The following is a 19345-nucleotide window of genomic DNA, read 5'->3' on the forward strand; positions in this document are numbered from 1 at the left end:
GTCATGCCGGACACCAGCACGGAGATCGCCACGATCTCGACGCGCGCCGTACGCGGCCACGAACGCGTCGACTTCTGGGTCGACCATGTCGCACGCACGCTCGTGCGGATCGAATGCAGCGGCAAGTCGTCCGAAGGGATCGACGCGACGCTGCGCAGGCGCGATCTCGGGCTGTTCGGCGCATGCGACATCGTCGCGAACCGGCACGCGGTCGTGCGCACGCCGCACAACATCCATGCGGACCAGCGCGACGCCGTGTTCATCTGCCTGATGCACGCAGGGCAAGGCTATACGTTCCAGGATGTCGACTGCATGCAGCACGGGCCCGGCGACCTCGTCCTCTACGACACGTCGATGCCGTACGGTCACGGCTTTCCCGCCGACATGGCGATGACCGTGCTCGACGTGCCGCGCGACGTGTTCGAGGCGCGCGTCGGCCCGTGGCGCTACCGCAGCCTCGTCAAGATCGATCGTGGCGACGGTGTCGCGTCGTGGGCCGTGCGGCAGGTGTACGCACTGCTCGCCGCGCCGCAGGAGCCGGCGCCCGACGCACGCGAACGGCACGCCGCCGCGATCCTCGATCTCGTGCAGTCGATGCTGCGGCTGCGCGACGGCGACGCGTCGCCGTCCAAGTCGACCGTCCATACGCTGTCGCGCGCCAAGGCGTTCATCGACAGCCATCTCGCCGACGACGACCTCGACAGCCGGTCGGTGAGCCGCGCGATCCACCTGTCGCCACGCCAGCTCGCGCGCGTATTCGAAATCGAAGGGATGCCGCTCACGCGCTACATCCTCGCGCGGCGGCTCGAACGCTGCCGCGCCGACCTGCGCGACCGGTCGCTGAAGCACCTGACTGTCAGCGAGATCGCGTTCCGCTGGGGCTTCAACAACAGCGCGCACTTCAGCCGCAGCTATCGCGCACGCTTCGGCGAGACGCCGAGCGATACCCGCGCGCCGGCGCCGGCCGACGCGCGATAGTCCACCACCTACCGCCCACCACCCGCCGCCGTGTCCCTGCGAGGCAAGCACGGCGTCCGTCCCGGTCAAATGGGGCCGCATAGCGGTCGCTAAGCTGGCTTCCTGCGCGGCGGCACTCGTTTCGCCGCCCGACAGCAAGGAGAAGAAGCGGGATGGAGACGTACGACCATATCGTCGTCGGCGGCGGTTCGGCCGGCTGCACGGTCGCGCACCGGCTGGTGAAGGCCGGCAGGCGCGTGCTGCTGCTCGAGGACGGCCCGAAGGACGACAGCCTGTTCATCCGGATTCCGGCGACGTTCATCCGCGTGCTCGGCACGCGGCGCACGGTCACGTTCGAGAGCGAGCCGCAGGCCGGCGCGGCGGGCCGCAAGACCTACGTGCCGCAGGGCCGCACGCTCGGCGGCGGCAGTTCGGTCAACGCGATGCTGTACGTGCGCGGCACGCGTGACGACTACGACGACTGGGCGGCGCTCGGCTGCACGGGCTGGGGCTGGGACGACGTGCTGCCCGTGTTCAGGCGCGCCGAATCGCACCTGCGGCTCTCCGAGCCGTTTCACGGCACCGACGGGCCGCTGAAGGTCGGCGACACGCGCTTCCGGCATCCGTTGAGCCTCGCGTTCGTGAAGGCTGCGCAGGAAACCGGCATCGCGTACAACGACGATTTCAACGGCGCCGCGCAACATGGCGTCGGCTTCTACCACACGACGATCTTCGACGGGCAGCGCGGCAGTACCGCGGCCACCTATCTCGCCGACGCGATCGGCCACCCGAACCTGCGCGTGCTGACCGGCTGCCGCGCCACGCGCATCCGGTTCGACGGCCGGCGTGCGGCCGGCGTCGAATGGCGGACGGAAAGCGGCGCGACGGGTTCGGCCACCGCGCGCGCCGACGTCGTGCTCGCGGCCGGAGCGCTGAGCACGCCGAAGCTGCTGATGCTGTCGGGCATCGGGCCCGGCGCGCACCTGCACGCGCACGGCATCGACGTGCTGCACGACAGCCGCGACGTCGGCACGAATTACCAGGATCACCTCGAAGTTTCGATCTACGGCCGCAGCCACGCGCCCGTCAGCCTGCTGGGCGAAGATCGCGGGCTGAAGGCGTTGCGGCACGGGCTGCAGTGGATGCTGTGCCGCACGGGCCTGCTGACGTCGAACGTCGTCGAATCCGGCGCGTTCGTCGACACCACCGGCAGCGGCCGCCCGGACATCCAGTTCCACGTGCTGCCGACGCTCGTCGGCGACGTCGATCGCGAGCCGCTGCCCGGCCACGGCCTGTCGATCAACCCGTGCCTGCTCAGGCCGCGCTCGCGCGGCTCGGTGCAATTGCGCGGCAACGATCCGGCCGCGCCGATCCTGTTCGACAGCGGCGCGCTGTCCGACCCGGCCGATGTGGACGGCCTCGTGCGCGGCGTCGCGCTCGCGCGGCGGATCATCCGCGCGCCGTCGCTCGCTCGGATCGTGCGCGAAGCCGAGTCGCTGACCGATACGGCACTCGCCAACTACGTGCGACACCGCGCGAAAACCGTCTATCACCCGGCCGGCACCTGCCGCATGGGCAACGACGAGCATGCGGTCGTCACACCACGCCTCTCGGTGCAAGGCGTCGACGGGTTGCGGGTTTGCGATGCGTCGGTAATGCCGCGCATCGTGTCCGGCAACACGAACGCGCCGACGATCATGATCGCGGAGCGCTGTGCCGAGTTCATGCTGGCGGAGTAATGCAATGCGGCGCGTGAGACACGCGCCGCCACATCACCTATCGGAATCAGCACCCGCCGCCCGCGCCGCCTCGCGCAGCGCCATCGGCGACGCACCATAGCGCTCGCGAATCGCCCGGCTGAAGTGCGCCTGGCTCGAGAAGCCCCAGCGAAACGCGATTTCGCCGACGCTCGTCTTGCGCAGCCGCGCATCGGTCAGCTCGCGATGCGCATGGGACAGCCGTTCCGACCAGATGTGCTGCGTGATCGACTCGCCTTCGGCCGCGAAGAGCCGGCCCAGATGCCGCAGCGACAGCCCGACCGCGTCGGCGACGGCCTGCGGCCCGAGCTCCGGGTCGCCCAGGTGCGTTGCGATGTACTGTTTCGCGGTCAGCAGATACGACAGCGACGCGCGCGATGCGCCCGCACCGTTCACCTCCGCGTCGATGAGTTCGGCGATCAGCGTGCGCGTGTGTTCGGCGAACCGCGTGGCGTCGCGCTCGACCGGATCCTTCATGAACCGCTCGACGCTCGCGCGCAACGTCGCGCCGAGCATCGCGCCCGCGCCCGGCTTCGGCGCGATCCGCAGCGGCAGTGCCGCCAGCTCCGCATCGAGCCGCTCGTCGAACGTCGTGATCGGGATATCGATCAACAGCTGCCGCATCGGCGTCAGGAATCCGAACAGATAAGGCACGCGTGTGTCGTAGACGACGACATCGCCGGCGTCCGCGAGCAGGCAGCGATCCCGCTGGATGAAATACGCGCGCCCGCTCAGGAGCTGGCACGCGAACAGCGACTCCTTCGGCAACTGGCGCACCAGCGCGGGGCTGCGTTCGATCACGTGATCCCGGCCGCTGATATCCGCGATGCCGAGGCCGGGCAGCGCGATATCGGTCTTCTCGACCTCCAGCCCCGCCGGTGACAGCGACGAACAGCGCAGCCCGACCAGCGTCGCCGCATTGAACGCATCCCAGTACGCCATCCTGTCGCGCGCCGGCACGTCGGCCGTCGAGCCTCGCGTGCGGGAAAAAACGGTCGAATTCGTCACGTCGCCTCCTGCGGGCGCCTGTCGTGCGGAGCCGCACGGATTGGGGGAAGGTTCGTCCGGATTTTGGTGCGATGCAATGTCCGGCGCGGTCAAGCAATTCGTCCAGCCCAGTCAAGAGCGGCGCGCACCGGCTGGCTAAAGTCGAGCCCACGACAACCGATACCCAAGGAGACAAGCCGTGGTCGACCAAGCCGTAGCCGAATTCTGGCAAAACATCCCGCCGATTGCCAATCCGTTCAAGCCCGATGCGCTGCCCGAAGCGTACATCGCGAACGCAGCCACCGACGACGAGCGCTATTACGTTCCGTTCACCGAAACGGTTTCGTCGCGGCCGCTGTGGATCTCGCCGTCGCAGAACAAATGGTGCGACATCCTGATGGCGAAGGAAGCCGGGCTCGTGAACCGGCACTATCACCCGCACGAGGTGTTCGCGTACACGCTGTCGGGGAAATGGGGCTACCTGGAGCATGAATGGACCGCGACGCGTGGCGATTTCGTGTACGAGACGCCGGGCGAAGGCCACACGCTCGTCGCCTTCGATCACCCCGAGCCGATGCGCGCGTTCTTCATCGTCAAGGGGCCGCTGATCTGGCTCGACGACGCAGGCAATCCCGACGGCTACTTCGACGTGCATTCGTACATCGCGATGTGCAAGGCGCACTACGAGCAGGTCGGCCTCGGCGCGCAAGCGATCGAGAAGCTGTTCCGCTGACGCGCGGCGAGGCTCACCATGACATCTCCTTCGTCCTCCAGATCCGCCTGGACGTACGAGAACAGGCTGCTGCTGATCCTGTTCATGACGTTCGGCTTCGTGTTCTTCGACCGCCTCGCGCTGTCGTTCCTGTTCCCGTTCATGTCGGCCGAGCTGCACCTGACGAACGCGCAGCTCGGCATGGTGTCGTCCGCGCTCGCGCTCACGTGGGCGCTGTCGGGCGCCGCGACGGGCGCGTGGTCCGACGCGCGCGGCACGCGCAAGCCGCTGCTGATCGCGGCCGTGCTCGGCTTTTCCGTGTGTTCGGCGCTGTCGGGGCTCGTCGGCGGCTTCGCGAGCCTGATCGCGTTCCGCGCGCTGATGGGCATTGCCGAAGGCCCCGTGCTGCCGCTGTCGCAATCGCTGATGGTCGAGAGCTCGACGCCGAGCCGCCGCGGGCTGAACATGGGCCTGCTGCAAGGCTCCGCCGCCGGCCTGCTCGGCGCGATGATCGGCCCGCCGGTGGTCATCGGCATCGCGACCGCGTACGGCTGGCGCGAGGCGTTCTACGTGTCGTGCATTCCGGGCTTCCTGATCGCGTTCTGCATCTGGCGCTGGGTGCGCGAAGTGCCGCCGGGCGGCGTGCGGCACGCGCAGGCCGATACCGCCGGCGCACCGACCGCGAGCGGCGCGGCCATCAACCGCTGGGCGCTACTGAAGGAACGCAACATCCTGCTCTGCATGCTGATCAGTTGCTTCTTCCTCACGTGGTTCATCGTGATCATCTCGTTCGCGCCGGTGTTCCTCGTGGCAAGCCGCCACCTGTCGCCGTCCGACATGGGCGTCGTGATGACCTGCCTCGGCGCCGCCTGGGTATTCTGGGGCTTCGCAGTGCCCGCGATCTCCGACCGGATCGGCCGCAAGCCGACGATGATCGCGTTCGCGCTGATCGCGGCCGCGTGCCCGGTCGTGATGATCCATGCCGGCTCGCTCTGGGCGCTCGGCGCGCTCGTGTTCGCCACGTACACGGGCCTCGGCTGCTTCACGCTGTTCATGGCGACGATCCCGGCGGAAACGGTGCCGCCGCGCGCGATCGCCAGTGCGCTCGGCCTGATCATGGGCGCGGGCGAGCTGATCGGCGGCTTCGTCGCACCGACCGTCGCGGGCTTCGCGGCCGACAAGTACGGCCTGCAGTTCGCGATGTGGACGTCGGCCGCAGGCGCGATCCTCGCGTGCGTGCTGTCGTTCGGCCTCGTCGAAACCGCGCCCGCCGTGCTGCGCAAACGCGCACTCGCCGGCACCGCCGCGAGCCGTCTCGATGCACAAAACCTCGGAGGACGCTGACATGCGGGCACTCCAATGGCATGGCCCGCGCGACGTCCGCCTCGTGGAAATCGAACCGCCGCGCGTCGGCCCCGGCGACGTGCGCATCGCGATCGCGTATTGCGGGATCTGCGGCAGCGACCTGCACGAATACGCGGACGGCCCGCACGCGATACCGGTCGACACGCCGCATCCGCTGTCGCGGCGCACCGCACCGCTGACGCTCGGCCACGAGTTCTGCGGCACCGTCGTCGAAGTCGGCACGGGCGTGACGGCGCTGCGCACGGGCGATCGCGTCGCGGTCGAGCCCGAGTATCGCTGCAGCCAGTGTGCGTACTGCCGCTCGGGGTCGTACAACCTGTGCGTGTCGATGGGCTTCGCCGGGCTGATGGGCGACGGCGGCATGGCCGACTTCGCGGTCGTGCCGGCATACATGCTGCATCGCCTGCCTGACGGTGTCAGCCTCGAACAGGCCGCGGTGATGGAGCCGGCCGCCGTCGCGCTGCACGCGTTGCGGCGTGGCGAACTGCGGCTCGGCGAGACCTGCGCGGTGTTCGGGCTCGGGCCGATCGGCCTGCTGCGGATCATGCTCGCGAAGCTGCAGGGCGCAACCACGATCGTGGCCGTCGACGTCTCGCCCGAACGGCTCGCGGCGGCCACACGCTTCGGCGCGACGCATACGTTCGACGCGTGCGCACTGGGCGCATCTGAACTGCAGGACGCGATCCGCGCGGCCACGGGCGGGCTCGGCGTCGACGCAAGTTTCGAAGCGGCCGGGCTGCCTGCCACGTTCGAATCGGCGATGCAGGCACTGCGCAAGGGCGGCCGCGTCGTGATGGTCGGCCTGATGCCGCATGCGGGCTTCGACGCGTTTCGCGCGGTCAACGACGAGCTCACCTTCACGGCGAGCGTCGGCTACCGGCATGCGTACGAAGACCTGCTGCGCATCGTCGCGTCAGGCGCGCTCGACCTCACGTCGATCGTCACGCGCACCGTGTCGCTCGAAGACGCCGTCGCCGACGGCTTCGACGCGCTGCTCGCCGACCGCGCGCAGATCAAGATCCTCGTTTCACCCGCGCAGCGGCCCGCCCGTCGCGCACACACCATCGGGAGCGTCGAGCATGAGTCGTCAGTGGGCGTTTGAGGGCCAGTCCGTCGTCGTGACGGGCGGCACATCGGGCATCGGTGCGCGCACGGCGATGCGGTTCGCGGAAGCCGGCGCGTCGGTCGTCGCGCTCGGGCTCAATGCGGCCGGCCCGCATGCGCCCGTGCATGCGGGCATCCGTTGCGTGGCACTCGACGTGACCGACAGCGATGCGCTGACGCGCACGATCGCAGCCCTGCCGCGGCTCGACGTGCTCGTCAACGGCGTCGGCATCAGCCGGCACGCGGACGAATACCGGATGGACCAGTTCGAGCTCGTGCTGAACGTGAACCTGACGTCGGTGATGCGGGCGTCCGACGCCGCGCGGCCGGCGCTGTCGGCGCACGGCGGCAGCATCGTCAATGTCGCGTCGATGTACACGTACTTCGGCAGCAAGGATCGCCCTGCATACAGCGCGAGCAAGGGCGGCATCGCGCAGCTCACGCGCTCGCTCGCGCAGGCGTGGGCCGATCGCGGCATACGCGTGAACGCGGTCGCACCCGGCTGGATCGACACGCCGCTCAGCAGCGGCCTGATGGCCGACACGCAGGCGTCGCGGCGCATCCTCGAGCGCACGCCGCTCGGGCGCTGGGGCACGGCCGACGAGGTCGCAGACGTGATCCTGTTCCTGTGCTCGCCCGGTGCATCGTTCGTCACCGGCGCGGTCGTGCCGGTGGATGGCGGGTATTCGACGGTCTAGCACGCTGCTGAACGGGTATTCGCGGGTATCGGCGGACGCGATTTCTGCCGATGCCGTCGCGCACCGGCTTCCTTTGGCTGCCGCCGAACCGGGATTCGTCCCGGCTCAGGCTTGTTCATATCAATCAGTAGTCCAATCAAAAATATCCGATCCGATCGGAAACATGTGAGGAGCACATTGGAGATGACGAAAAAGACCCTTCTGGCGCTCGCGGCGTGCGCCATTCCCACCGCGTCGTTCGCGCAGAGCAGCGTGACGATGTTCGGGCTGATGGATGCCGGCATCAGCTATGTCGGCAATCAGGGCGGCCATGGCGCCGCGAAGTTCGACGACAACATCTTCTTCCCGAACCTGCTCGGTTTCGAAGGCAAGGAGGATCTCGGCGCGGGCACGCGCGCGATCTTCCGGCTCGTCAACCAGTATTCGCTCGGCAACGGCTCGATCATCGGAGGCGGGCTGTTCGCGCGCACGGCCTATGTCGGGTTGCAGAACGACCGGTACGGCACGCTGACGCTCGGCAACCAGTACGAGTTCATGGTCGATGCGCTGGCCGCGAGCGGCAACGAGATCGCGCAGGATCTCGTCGGCCTGTACGGCTTTCGCAACGGGCCGTTCGACAGGCTCGCGTTGCCGAACAACCCGACCGGCGCATTCGACTGGGATCGCGTCGCGGGCAGCAATCGCGTCGCGAATTCGGTCAAGGTCACGAGCGCGTCGCTGTCGGGCCTGACCTTCGGTGCGCTGTACGGCTTCGGGAACGTCGCGGGGTCGGTCGGCGCGAACAACACGGTGAGTGTCGGCGCGAGCTACGACAACGGCCCGTTCGGCGCGGGCGCGGCCTATACGAACCAGAAGTACAGCGCGACGGGCGGGCTGCCGCCGACCAGCGTGCGCAACTGGGGCGCGGGCGTGCACTACACGCTCGGCACGGTCACCGGGAAAGCGCTCTTCACGACCGTACACAACGCGCAGAACGGCGCGGGCGCGTGGTCGGCGGAAGCCGGCGCCGCATGGCGGCCGTCGCCGGTGTGGGTGATCGGCGCGAGCTACACGTACATGAAGGGCAACGACGCGCTCGACAACGCGCACGCGCACCAGTTCCTGGCTGCCGTCCAGTACTGGCTGTCGAAACGCACGATGGTGTACGTGGCGGGCGTGCACCAACGCGCAAACCACGGCAGCCACGCGCAGATCAACGGGGTGATGGACGCGAACGGCGCGTCGAGCGGCGCATTGCAGTCGATCGCGCGGATCGGGTTCAGCACACGGTTCTAGGCCACCTCCCCGGAGATTCCTGTCGGCGATCCAGTGTCCGGATCGCCTGACGACGCGGGCGAAGCGCCGGCCTGTCTGCCTTCTTCGTCGTCACATGCTGCCGGCCGTCCTCCGATCGGCTCAGCTCGGCTCGGCTCGCGCAGCATGCTGCACGACCGCGACTACCCCGACGAATCCGACGAATCCGTTCCGCCGCCGTCCTCCATGGCCGCATCACGACACTGCGACGGCGTGACACCGAAGCGCCGGCGAAACAGGCGCGCGAAATACGCCGGATCGGAAAACCCCGACTGCAGCGCGAGACGCGTGATGCTCGCCCCGTCGGCGCCGGTCTGCGACAGCACTTCGTGGCACTTCTCGAGCCGCAGGCGCTGGATCATCGCCTGCGGCCGCTCGCCGATCGATTCGAACGCCTGGTAGAGCGTGCGGCGGCACACCTTCAATGCCGCCGCAATCCGATCGGGTGACAGTTCGCCATCGTCCAGATGCCGATGAATGTATTGCTGCGCATCGCGCAGCAACGTCTCGCGGATCTTGCGCCGCGAAGCGGGTGCCGTGCCGTCCGTGAAATCGATCGCCTCGGCGAGCAACGTCGCCACCAGCTCCAGCACGCCGAAGCGGCTGCGCGGATTCATGCGCCGGCCCTCGGCAATCATCGCCTGCAGGCTGGCGAGCGCGACGGCCGCGCCGCCCGTCGTCGGCATCGCACGGCCGATTGCGTGCCGGGCCAACGCCAGCAGCGCGTCATGATCGGCGACTTCGCACAGCATCGTGACGAATTCACCGTGTGTGTCGCTTTGAATCCAGTACGGGTTGCTCGCCTCGTACAGCGTGAAATGCCCGGGCGGCACGATCACTTCGCACGCGCCCTGCTCGAGTCTCGCCATGCCGCTCAGCTGCCAGATCACCTTGACGTAGCGGTGCTTCAGCGTCTTGCAGGCGTCGCGCCCGATGGATGCGCTGTGCGCGCTTGCCGAAATGCGCGCCACGCGGCAGCGCGCATGATCGAACACGTCGACGCTTGCATCGAATTCGCCGGACGTACCGGCGTTGAGCTCCAGCGGAAAGAACCGATGCCGGATCTGCTCCGACCAGCACGACACGCCGCCCTCGCGCGGCGGCGGATGCGATCCCGAATCGATCATGACGTTCGCCTCCAGAAATATCCGGCTTTCAAGTGCGTCCATTGCCTGGCCGCCTGCATGCGCATGCAGCGGGCGCGACGACCGACTCGCCCGACTTCCGGTCGTGTGCGGCGGCACGCGCCCGGCAAACATCAGGGAGAGGAGATCGGATCGTAGCGTACGGCGCGTCGACGCAAAAAGAAAATTCGCACAACTCCCATGCGCGGCCGGAACGCTACCTGACGCAGTAAAGATTTCACCTAGATGCACCGCACTCCTGACGGCTCTGCACGCAAACACATGCGAGCGGGAAACTGGCGCGGCACCCTGCTGACGCGCGGAAACCAGGCTCCGGCCGGGCTTCACGCGACCGACTCATACCGACACGCACGCCGCAGGAGGATACAAACGATGCAACGACGATCCATTTCCGTGATGCTGGCCGCGCTCGCCGTCGCGCACGGCGCTCACGCAACCGAAGGCGGCGGCTCCGTCTACGCGACCGGGGCGGAAGGCTACCTGTGCTGCGCACTGCCGCCGCCGGGGCGCTATGCGCTGATTTACGCAGAGCGTTACCACGCCGGCAAACTGCGCGACAACGACGGCCGCAACGTCGCACCGCCCGACTTCAGCCTCACCGCCTACGCGGTGACGCCGCGGATCGTGTGGGTGACGCCCTACACGTTTGCCGGCGCATCCCTGGCCATGCATGCGCTGCTTCCGCTCGTCACGCTCGACGTACACGCGGGCGGGCAATCGCAACGGCGCACCGGCGTCGGCGACATGACGTTCGGGCCAGCGCTCGGCTGGCACGTCACGCCGACACTCCACACGCTGCTCGCCGTCGATTTCTTCGCGCCGACCGGCCGGTACGATCCGCACGACCTGGCCAACATCGGCCGGAACGTCTGGGCGATCCAGCCGATCGCCGGCGTGTCGTACGGCGGCCGCACCGGGCCGGTGTTCGATGCCAAGCTGATGTGGACATTCAATCAGCGCAACCATGCGACGGACTACCGGTCCGGCCAGGAATTCATCGTCGACTATTCGGCGGGCTGGGGGTTCGGCAACGGCCTGACTGTTGGCGCGGGTGGTTACATCTACCGGCAGATGACGGACGACTCTCAAGCCGGGCAAACGATCGCCGGCAATCGCGGCCGTTCGTTCGCGATCGGCCCGTCGATCAGGTACGACAGCGGGAAAGGCTGGTTCGTGACCGCCAAATACCAGATGGAAACCGATGTGCGAAACCGCCCGGAAGGCGCGGCCTTCTGGCTCAAGGCCGTGTTCCCGCTCTGATTCGTCCGGATCCGCGTCGGCGTCGCCCGACGCGAAGGCGGCGCAGGTCGTCCCTGCGCCGCCCGTTTCATCGGCCGAGCAGCAGATCGGCGCCACGTTCGCCGATCATGATCGCCGGTGCATTGGTATTGCCGCTCGGCACCTGCGGGCAGATCGAGCAATCGATCACGCGCAGATTGGCGAAGCCGTGCACGCGCAGCGTCTTCTGGTCGACCACCGACGTCCGCGGGTCCGCACCCATCCTGCAGGTGCCGGCCGGGTGATAGACGGTCTTGATGTCCTGCCGCACGAATCGCTCGATCGCCGGCAGATCGTCCGGATCGATCCGGGCCGGCGCGACGATTTCCTTCACGTGCGCCTGAAGCGCCTTCGCCGACAGGATCCTGAGCCCGGCCTGAACGGCCCGGATCTGGCCTTCGAGGTCGGCCGGGTCGCTCAGGAAGTTCGCATCGATCCTCGGAAGGTCCGCCGGATCGTTGCTGCGCAACCCGACCTGCCCGCGCGATTTCGGTTGCAGATGGCCGACCTTGACCGACATGCCGTGCTCGCTCGCCGGCGGCTTCTCTCCCGGCGTATTGTCGAAATTGTCGAGCAGCGGCAGGAAATGGAACTGGACATCGGGCCGCCCGGTGCCCAGCGTGTCGATGAATGCGCCGCCTTCGAGGATGTTGCTGGTCAGCAGCCCGCTCCTGAAGCACTTCCATTGCAGGAAATGGCGCATCGCCCGGAGCCCCGTGTTCTCGCCGTAGAGGCTCGCCGGCGTGCGAATCGACGCCTGCACCGACATGTGCAGATGATCGTGGAAATTCTGGCCGACCGGCAACGCGGCAACCGTATCGATCCCGAGCGCGGCAAGATGCTCCGCCGGCCCGATGCCGGACAGCATCAGTACCTTCGGACTCCCGATCGCCCCCGCGCTCACGACGACCTCGTTGCGCACGCGTACCGCCACGGGCGCATGGCCGCCTTCGCTGAATTCGACCGCGACCGCACGCCCCGTATCGGTCCGGATCCGGTGCACGAGCGCGCCCGTCACCACCTTCAGCTTCGCGTCGTTGCGCACCGATGCCAGATAGGTCTGCGCGGTGCTCGCGCGTTCGCCGTTGCGCGTCGTCGTCTGGTAGTAGCCGATGCCCTGCTGCACTTCGCCGTTGAAGTCGTTGACGTAGCGCAGCCCCGTTTCCTGCCCGGCCCGGATGAACGCGGCCGTCAACGGATGGCGATAGCGGTTCTCGCTGACGGGCAGCGGGCCCGTCTGGCCGTGATACGCGGGCCCCAGGCTTTCGTTCGCTTCCGCCTTCTTGAAATACGGCAGCACGTCGTCGTAGCGCCAGTCCGTGCAACCCCACTGCGTCGCCCAGTCGTCGTAGTCCTCACGCTGCCCGCGGATGTAGATCATCCCGTTGACCGAACTGCCGCCGCCCAGCACCTTGCCCTGCGCGATGATCATGCTGCGGCCGTTCGCGTTCGCCTGCGGTTCGGTCATGTAGGGCCACGACTTCTTCTGGAACACCTGCATCACGCCGCCCGGAATCCGGTGAAACGGATTGTCGTCGCGCGTGCCAGCCTCCAGCAGCAGCACCGAACCGGCGTTCTGCTGGATCAGCCGCGCGGCCACGACGCAACCGGCGGAACCCGCGCCGATGACGACGTAATCGAAGGTCAGGTCTTGAGTAGTCATGTGTCTGTCGATAGGGGTGGGCGGGCGAGCAACGCAACGCCCGCGATCTTGTTGTTGTGTCTGCGTGCCGGAACCTGCGCGGCTACATCGCGATCGTGACGACCTTCTCCTCCAGGTAGGCATCGAGCCCGCTTTGCGACAGGTCGCGCCCGACGCCGCTGTCCTTGAAACCGCCCCACGGCAGCCGCGCGTCGAGCGGGCTCCACGCGTTCACCGCGACCGCGCCCACCCGCAGCCGGGCCGCGGTGCGATGCGCGGTCGCGAGATCGCGGGTCCACAGCGACGCGGACAACGCGTAGACGGTGTCGTTCGCCAGCGCAACGGCTTCGTCCTCCGTATCGAACGGAATGATCGTGCCGACCGGCCCGAACACTTCGTCGCGCGCGATGCGCATTGCCGGATCGACGTTCGCGAACACCGTTGGCCGCACGAAGAAGCCTTGCGACGGCACCGGCTCGTCGCCCGCGACCATCGTCGCGCCGTCGCGAAGCGCCGCTGCGATATGCGTCTTCACGCGATCGGCATGGCGGGCGCTGATCAGCGCGCCCATCTGCGTCGCCGGGTCGAACGGCGTGCCGACCCTGACCGACCGTGCCGCATGCGCGAGCGCGCCGACGACGTCATCGTAGTGACGGCGCTGCACCAGCACGCGCGTGCCGGCCGCGCACGTTTGCCCCTGGTTGACGAACAGCCCCATCGCGACGCCGGCGATCGCCTGCTCGAGATTCGCGTTGTCGAAGATGATTTGCGGCGCCTTGCCGCCGAGTTCCAGCGTCAGCCGCTTGAACTGCGCGCCGGCTTCGCGCGCGATCGTGCGGCCGACCTCGGTGCTGCCGGTGAAGCTGATCTTGTCGACGCCCGGGTGATTGACCAGTGCGGCCCCGACCGATGCGCCGATGCCGTGCACGAGATTCACGACGCCCGGCGGAAAGCCCGCCTGCACCGCGAGGTCCGCCAGCGCGCCGACCGCGAGCGGCGCGTCCTCAGAAGGCTTGATCACGACCGTGCAGCCCGCCGCGAGCGCGGGCGCGAGCTTCCAGCACGCGATCATCAGCGGCGCATTCCAGGGCACAATCAGGCCGGCGACGCCGACCGCTTCCCGCACCGTGTAGTTGACGGTCGGACGCCCCATGAAACCGCCGGTCGGAATCTGGCGGCCTTCGAGCTTGTCCGCCCATCCGGCGAAGTAGCGCAGCGTGTCGATCGACATCGGCAGGTCCATCATGCGCACTTCCATCGCGGGGCGCCCCTGCTCACGCGCCAGCAGTTCGACGAAGCGTTCCGCGTCCTGCTCGAGCAGGTCGGCCAGCCGGTTCAGCAGCTTCGCCCGCGCCGCGCCGGGTATCCGGCTCCAGTGCCCGCCGTCGAATTCCGCGCGGGCCGCGCGCACGGCCTGGTCGACGTCGGCACCGGTGCCGGCCGCCACGCGTGCAAGCAGGTGTCCGGTGCATGGTTCGAATTTCTCGAACCACTCGCCCTGCACGGCGTCGCACGCCTCGCCTGCGATCCGGTGTTGAAGGGTGTACTCGGCTGTCATGTGGCTTTCTCCAGATCAAGGGCCGATCCGGCGCCAAAAGGCGGATCGGCACATCTGGCCCACTGTAGGACGCGGATTCCGGCGACGCTGGGACATCCGTGCATCGAATGCAGGATTCACATGCACGTGCGCGCGAAGTGTCCGTCGACGCCGAACGCGGGCGCACCGGCACCGCGATCGGCTTGCGCGGCCAGCGCGCGGCTGACTCGTGCATGGTTGGCGCGCCGCACGGCCGGCGGCATCGACTCGTACGCCGCATCACGAATCAACGCATGACGGAACGAATAGAACACGCGATCGCGCCGATGCTGCGCGTACATGATCCGTTCTTCGAGCAGCAACTGCAGGTGCGCGTCGAGCGTCGCGCGATCATGCGGCGATGCCGCGGCGAGCAGGTGCGCATCCACCTCGAGCCCGATCGTCGCGGCAAGCTGCGCGGTGTCGCGTGCGTCGTCGATCCGGTCGAACGCGCGCCCGAGCATCCCGCCGAGGCTGAGCGGAAGCGGGCACGGTTCCGTCGTCCGCAGCGCCGCGAGCGAGCCGTCCGCACCGCTCATCGTCAGTTCGCGCGCGACGGCCTCGATGAACAGCGGAATGCCCGCCGTGCGATGGACGAGCGGGTCGAGCCAGGCCGGGTCGAGCGCGCCCTGACCCAGATACGCCGACATCAGGCGCCGTGCGTCGTCGCGCGGCAGGCGGCGCAGTACCAGGCGTTCGGTCGCGCCGCGCCAGCGCGCGAGCTCGGCGGGGCGCGACGTGAGCACGATGCAGAGCGCCGCCGCGCGCGGCGAGCACTGCAGGTACGCAAGAAAATCCGCGGTCGAGCGGTCGATCCACTGGACATCCTCGATGACGAGCAACACCGGCGCGCCATTGCCGAGCGACACGATCAATTGCTCGAGGACGTCGAACAGCACGTGCTGTTCGCGCGCGCTCGACCACCGCGCCCCCTTCGCATCGCAGGGCAGCCCCAGCCAGGTCGCGAGCGCGACGCGGGCCGCCACACGATCGCATTCGAGCGGCGCAAGCATCGCGTCGATCGCCGCGCGCGCGATACCGGCCGGGCTGTCGGCATCGATCTGCCAATGCGCGCCGATGAACCGCAGGATCGGAAACAGCGCGTGATTCTCCCGCTCGGGCAGGCACCCGCAATGCGCGAACGCGTGGCCCTGTGTCCGCACGACCTCGCACAGTGCGTGCACGAGGCGCGACTTGCCGATTCCCGCGTCGCCGACGACGAGCCGCGGCACGCCGCGCATCGCGCGACGATGGCGGGCGCGCGTCGCCTGCCACGCGCGCAGCAGCGCGTCGAGTTCGCGCGTGCGGCCGATCATCGGCGCCCTCATGCCCGTGTCGAGCGAATCGAACGGCGTATCGGCGCGGCGCTCGCCGAGCAGTTCGTGAACCGGCTGCGGCGCGAGGCCGGCCCGCGCCAGCCGCAATGCGGTCGGCCATACGTCGGCATGCCGTTCGAGCGCGAGCCTCGCATCGTCGCTGATCAGGATCTGCCCGGGCCCGGCAAGCCGCAACAGCCGCGACGCAGCAGCCGGCGTCGATCCGCCCGACATCTGCGACGCATGCGCGAGAACCTGCCCGACGTGAATCGCGGCAGCCACTTCGACATGCCAGCCTGGGCCGCCGGCGGCATCGCCGGCATCGACCGGCACCGGCAGCCGCGCGCGCCCGGCCACCCGCACCATGTCGAGTGCCGCACGCGCCGCGCGGCGCGCAGGCCGGTCGATATCGCCTTGCAGCCCGAAATGGAACAGCAGCGTGTCGCCGAGCCGCTCGCCGACCTGCGCGCCATACCCGACGGCGATATCCTCGCACTTCGTCAACCATTGCGCCTCGTAGCCATCGAGCAACGCGCCGTGATCGGTTCCGGCATGGCGTTGCCGGCCGTCTCCGGCGATCGTCACGCAACAGCACAGCGTGGTGACCTGCCGGTATTCGCCCGCCGTTGCGATCGCCTCGCTGCGCGGCGTGAACGGGTGAGGCCGCGCGTGCCGGCTTGCGCGGCCTGCGTCGAACGGGCCGACCAGCGCGGCGAAATTGAGCGCGCGAAACTGTGCCGCGAGTTCGTCGGCCGATGCGGCGCGCTGCGCCGGATGCTTGCTCAGCGCGCGCCGCAGCACCGATCCGAGCGGATGCGACGCGATCGACGGCGGAAGCGCGACATCCACCGGGCTGAGCTGCTGATAAAGAATGTCGGCCACGCTTGCGCCCTGCACGACGACTTCGCCCGTCAGGCATTCGATCACGACCAGGCCCCACGCATACAGGTCACTTCCGGGCGTCGGCGGTTCGTTGCGCAATTGCTCGGGCGCGCAGTATGACGGCGAGCCGAGTACCTCGGCCGCGAGCGTCGCGGCCTGGGGCGCGATATCTGCCGTGCCGGGCAACAGCGCGCCGAGACCGAAATCGAGGAGCTTCGCGTGCGGCCCGTCGTCGGCCGTCGCGATCACGATGTTTTGCGGCGTCAGATCCCGGTGCACGATCCCGCGGCGATGCGCGGCCGCGAGCGCGTCGAGCACCTCCGTCATCAATCGCCCCGTGTCGACGGCCGACAGCGGCCCGTCCATTGCAAGCCGGTCGCGCAGGGTCCGGCCCTGCACGCGTTCGAAGACGGCGAACAGCCGCCCGTCGGGCGCTTCTCCCTTGTCCAGCAGCGCCACGATGTTCGGGTGCCGCAGCGCCTCGCACAGGCCCGTCTCGTGCCGGAAGCGCATGCGCTGGCGCGCGCGCTCCGGCGCGCTCCGCGCGACATCGTCCCGCATCAGCTTGATCGCGACGTCTTGCCCCGTCTCGCCGCAGGTCGCGCGAAACACCACGCCGCTGCCGCCTTCGCCGAGCAATGCGCCGAGCCGGTAATGCCGCTTGCCGGCCAGCACCGCGAAAGGCGCGGCGGGTTGCCGCGATTCACGCACGTGCGGCACGACGCGTGCGCGTGTCGCAGTCGGCAATCCGGACTGTGTTGCCGTGTTCACGAGCAGTGGACGACCGGATCCGGCGCCGGACGATGCAGGCCGATGCGCGGCCCGACGCCTGGCACCGACTGGCATTCGAGGCGCTCGCCGCGCATGATGCGGAACGGGAAATCGCCGAAGCGGACGCTGCCGCGCCGCCGCTCGACGAGCTGGCTCGCGTCGAGCCCCGGCAGCGCCGCGAACTGGCTCCGGGCGCGATGAATCTGCACGTTGACATGGGACGTATCGATACCGAGCATGCGCGCCAGCCGGTCGAGTTCGATCCAACCTTGCGTGGCGGCGTCGTAGCCGGCCTGCATGTCGGCCGAGCGGGCGCGGGCGAGTGTGACGAGACTGTAGTGATGGGCGCGCTCGCCGAGGTCGACCACGCCGCCGCGAATGTGCAGCAGCGCGCGGGCGTGCTCTTCGTCCCGGCTGACGAAGAATTCGAGCAATCGGGACGGCGCGGCCGGATCGGCAGGCGCGCGCAGCCTCATCGTCGAGCCGTGGCGCACGAGCGCCACGCGCCACGTGAAGTCGCCCGTCGACACTTCGTCGCCGTCATGGAGCGCACGCGGCGGCAACGTGTCGTCGCATAGCCATTCGCCAGCCGGCGACCGGACGATCGTGACCGGCTGTGCGGCGCGGGCAGGCAGGATCTGGCGCGGCGCGAGCACGATCGGATGCGTGGTGCCCCGTACCGGCCACAGCGTATCGACCGGATCGTCGAGCGCATCGACGCGCCAGGGCGAGACACCCGTCGTGCCGAACCGAATGACGTCGCCTGGCCGCAGCACCGCGTGCTCGCCGTCGCGCAACGGCACGCCCGATACCGACGTGCCGTTGCTGCTGTGATCGTGGAGCTCCCACAGCCCGCCGACCCAGCGGATATGGGCATGGACACGGGACACCGACGCGTCGCGGATGACCGTATCGCAGCGTGCGGCATCGCGGCCGAACACGTGATACGCGCGGAGCAGGCACGCTTCCCCGGAAGAATCGTTCTTGAGTATCGCCATGGCCGCCCCGTATCGGATTCGCCCGGATCGCTCGAGTGACGCATCGACGCCCGGGAAAGCGATTGATTCAATGATCGCGAACGATGTCGACCGTTCGCCGCCTCGTTACCTGTTTCTTCGTCTGCTTCCTTTCGATTCGTTGCCCATCCGGTGCGCGTCATTTCGGTTGATTGAATGGTCGGCTGTTTTGTTGTTTTAAAATCGAGCAACTTGATGAAAATCCTGCCAAATAAAATCATGCATCGCAATCGAAATACTCAAATCCAGTTTTGATATTGCAATGCTTTACATTTTCGCCGAATTTCTAGCTCACATATAAAGGGTCGAAAATATTCATTATCTCGCGACCCTTGACAGGCCTACCCCGATGAGAAACATCACATTGAATGACGGAGCGAATTTAAATACCTTTGCCGGCGCGGAAATTTTGTTTGATGAAAAGAAAATTAATTAAACAGTTTCGACTATTTAAATAATTCCATCCGGTGTTTTGGCAGATTGCATTCCATGGATTATCGCGAAGTTCAGGTGTGCCACGGCCAATGTCTCGCGATGTCATAGGCAAGCTGATACCTGTCGGCACGTCGCTGCGCCGCGATCATTTCCTCGCAACGTCCGGGGAAGCCGGCAAGCCACCGAACACCCGATCGTCGTGACCGGCTCGCCAGCGAGGTCGATGGAACGCATCGGCGGCGATCGCCGCCGCAAGCTGCCGCCCCCCTGTAGGTTGGCAAAAAAGGTGGCCTCTGCGGACCATGCAAATCAATGATTTGGCCGTCTTTTCTGCGAATTTTCCCGCAACGATGTGGCAGAAAAGATGACCCCTCCCTACAAAATTCGCAGAAAAGTTGACCTCCAATCAAA

At 67.8% G+C, this 19345-nt stretch carries 13 protein-coding genes and 1 pseudogene; 8 read left to right on the top strand and 6 right to left on the bottom strand.

The window, feature by feature from the left end; translation table 11 throughout:
* The first annotated feature begins 3 nt into the window (after window positions 1-3).
* Window positions 4-978: a helix-turn-helix domain-containing protein gene (locus G3N64_RS04090; protein WP_205782507.1), complete on the top strand. Its 975-nt coding sequence runs from the start codon at window positions 4-6 to the stop codon at window positions 976-978.
* A 152-nt stretch (window positions 979-1130) separates the two neighbouring features.
* A complete protein-coding gene (locus G3N64_RS04095; RefSeq protein WP_205782508.1) occupies window positions 1131-2696 on the top strand; it encodes a GMC family oxidoreductase N-terminal domain-containing protein in 1566 nt (521 codons plus the stop codon).
* Window positions 2697-2729: 33 nt separating this feature from the next.
* Here G3N64_RS04095 and G3N64_RS04100 read toward each other — a convergent pair whose 3' ends face one another.
* Window positions 2730-3722, bottom strand: a complete 993-nt coding sequence (locus G3N64_RS04100; protein WP_205782509.1) for a helix-turn-helix domain-containing protein — start codon at window positions 3720-3722, stop codon at window positions 2730-2732.
* Between the two features lie 178 nt (window positions 3723-3900).
* On the opposite strand from G3N64_RS04100, the gene G3N64_RS04105 reads away from it, so the two are divergent.
* The 5 genes from G3N64_RS04105 (at window position 3901) to G3N64_RS04125 (ending at window position 8855) form a co-directional block, all read left to right on the top strand.
* The gene (locus G3N64_RS04105) at window positions 3901-4434 is read left to right on the top strand and encodes a 2,4'-dihydroxyacetophenone dioxygenase family protein (RefSeq protein WP_205782510.1); all 534 of its coding nucleotides are present in this window, start codon (window positions 3901-3903) and stop codon (window positions 4432-4434) included.
* 18 nt (window positions 4435-4452) lie between these two features.
* Window positions 4453-5757 (top strand): MFS transporter, encoded by a 1305-nt coding sequence (locus tag G3N64_RS04110; RefSeq protein WP_205782511.1) that lies wholly within the window; start codon window positions 4453-4455, stop codon window positions 5755-5757.
* 1 nt (window position 5758) lies between these two features.
* Window positions 5759-6880 carry a 2,3-butanediol dehydrogenase gene (locus G3N64_RS04115; protein WP_205782512.1) on the top strand — a complete coding sequence of 374 codons (1122 nt, stop codon included), beginning with the start codon at window positions 5759-5761 and terminating at the stop codon, window positions 6878-6880.
* Window positions 6858-7580 carry an SDR family oxidoreductase gene (locus tag G3N64_RS04120; RefSeq protein ID WP_205782513.1) on the top strand — a complete coding sequence of 241 codons (723 nt, stop codon included), beginning with the start codon at window positions 6858-6860 and terminating at the stop codon, window positions 7578-7580. Before G3N64_RS04115 ends, G3N64_RS04120 begins: the two co-directional genes overlap by 23 nt.
* A 183-nt stretch (window positions 7581-7763) precedes the next feature.
* Window positions 7764-8855 (top strand): porin, encoded by a 1092-nt coding sequence (locus G3N64_RS04125; RefSeq protein WP_205782514.1) that lies wholly within the window; start codon window positions 7764-7766, stop codon window positions 8853-8855.
* 161 nt (window positions 8856-9016) lie between these two features.
* On the opposite strand, the gene G3N64_RS04130 is transcribed toward G3N64_RS04125, so the two are convergent.
* Window positions 9017-10000: a helix-turn-helix domain-containing protein gene (locus G3N64_RS04130; protein ID WP_241020771.1), complete on the bottom strand. Its 984-nt coding sequence runs from the start codon at window positions 9998-10000 to the stop codon at window positions 9017-9019.
* Window positions 10001-10390: 390 nt separating this feature from the next.
* Here G3N64_RS04130 and G3N64_RS04135 point away from each other — a divergent pair, with 390 nt between their 5' ends.
* On the top strand, window positions 10391-11278 hold the full coding sequence (locus G3N64_RS04135; protein WP_205782516.1) for a transporter: 888 nt from the start codon (window positions 10391-10393) through the stop codon (window positions 11276-11278).
* Between the two features lie 67 nt (window positions 11279-11345).
* Here G3N64_RS04135 and G3N64_RS04140 read toward each other — a convergent pair whose 3' ends face one another.
* The 4 genes and pseudogenes from G3N64_RS04140 to G3N64_RS04155 form a co-directional block, all read right to left on the bottom strand.
* On the bottom strand, window positions 11346-12959 hold the full coding sequence (locus G3N64_RS04140; RefSeq protein WP_205782517.1) for a GMC family oxidoreductase N-terminal domain-containing protein: 1614 nt from the start codon (window positions 12957-12959) through the stop codon (window positions 11346-11348).
* An 82-nt stretch (window positions 12960-13041) separates the two neighbouring features.
* Window positions 13042-14496: an aldehyde dehydrogenase family protein gene (locus G3N64_RS04145; protein WP_205782518.1), complete on the bottom strand. Its 1455-nt coding sequence runs from the start codon at window positions 14494-14496 to the stop codon at window positions 13042-13044.
* A gap of 128 nt (window positions 14497-14624) precedes the next feature.
* Window positions 14625-17459, bottom strand: a pseudogene (locus tag G3N64_RS04150) (TOMM system kinase/cyclase fusion protein); the annotation flags it as partial.
* A 20-nt stretch (window positions 17460-17479) separates the two neighbouring features.
* Window positions 17480-18481, bottom strand: a complete 1002-nt coding sequence (locus G3N64_RS04155) for an FHA domain-containing protein (protein WP_205782519.1) — start codon at window positions 18479-18481, stop codon at window positions 17480-17482.
* Window positions 18482-19345: the final 864 nt, after the last annotated feature.

The organism is Burkholderia sp. Ac-20344, assembly GCF_017104975.1.
Taxonomy (GTDB): Bacteria; Pseudomonadota; Gammaproteobacteria; order Burkholderiales; family Burkholderiaceae; genus Burkholderia.

What these genes read in the sequence shown, in the direction of transcription:
- G3N64_RS04090 (WP_205782507.1), top strand. Translation starts at nt 4, where the DNA reads ATGCCGGACACCAGCACGGAGATCGCCACGATCTCGACGCGCGCCGTA.
- G3N64_RS04095 (WP_205782508.1), top strand. Translation starts at nt 1,131, where the DNA reads ATGGAGACGTACGACCATATCGTCGTCGGCGGCGGTTCGGCCGGCTGC.
- G3N64_RS04110 (WP_205782511.1), top strand. Translation starts at nt 4,453, where the DNA reads ATGACATCTCCTTCGTCCTCCAGATCCGCCTGGACGTACGAGAACAGG.
- G3N64_RS04115 (WP_205782512.1), top strand. Translation starts at nt 5,759, where the DNA reads ATGCGGGCACTCCAATGGCATGGCCCGCGCGACGTCCGCCTCGTGGAA.
- G3N64_RS04120 (WP_205782513.1), top strand. Translation starts at nt 6,858, where the DNA reads ATGAGTCGTCAGTGGGCGTTTGAGGGCCAGTCCGTCGTCGTGACGGGC.
- G3N64_RS04125 (WP_205782514.1), top strand. Translation starts at nt 7,764, where the DNA reads ATGACGAAAAAGACCCTTCTGGCGCTCGCGGCGTGCGCCATTCCCACC.
- G3N64_RS04130 (WP_241020771.1), bottom strand. Translation starts at nt 10,000, where the DNA reads ATGATCGATTCGGGATCGCATCCGCCGCCGCGCGAGGGCGGCGTGTCG.
- G3N64_RS04135 (WP_205782516.1), top strand. Translation starts at nt 10,391, where the DNA reads ATGCAACGACGATCCATTTCCGTGATGCTGGCCGCGCTCGCCGTCGCG.
- G3N64_RS04140 (WP_205782517.1), bottom strand. Translation starts at nt 12,959, where the DNA reads ATGACTACTCAAGACCTGACCTTCGATTACGTCGTCATCGGCGCGGGT.
- G3N64_RS04145 (WP_205782518.1), bottom strand. Translation starts at nt 14,496, where the DNA reads ATGACAGCCGAGTACACCCTTCAACACCGGATCGCAGGCGAGGCGTGC.
- G3N64_RS04155 (WP_205782519.1), bottom strand. Translation starts at nt 18,481, where the DNA reads ATGGCGATACTCAAGAACGATTCTTCCGGGGAAGCGTGCCTGCTCCGC.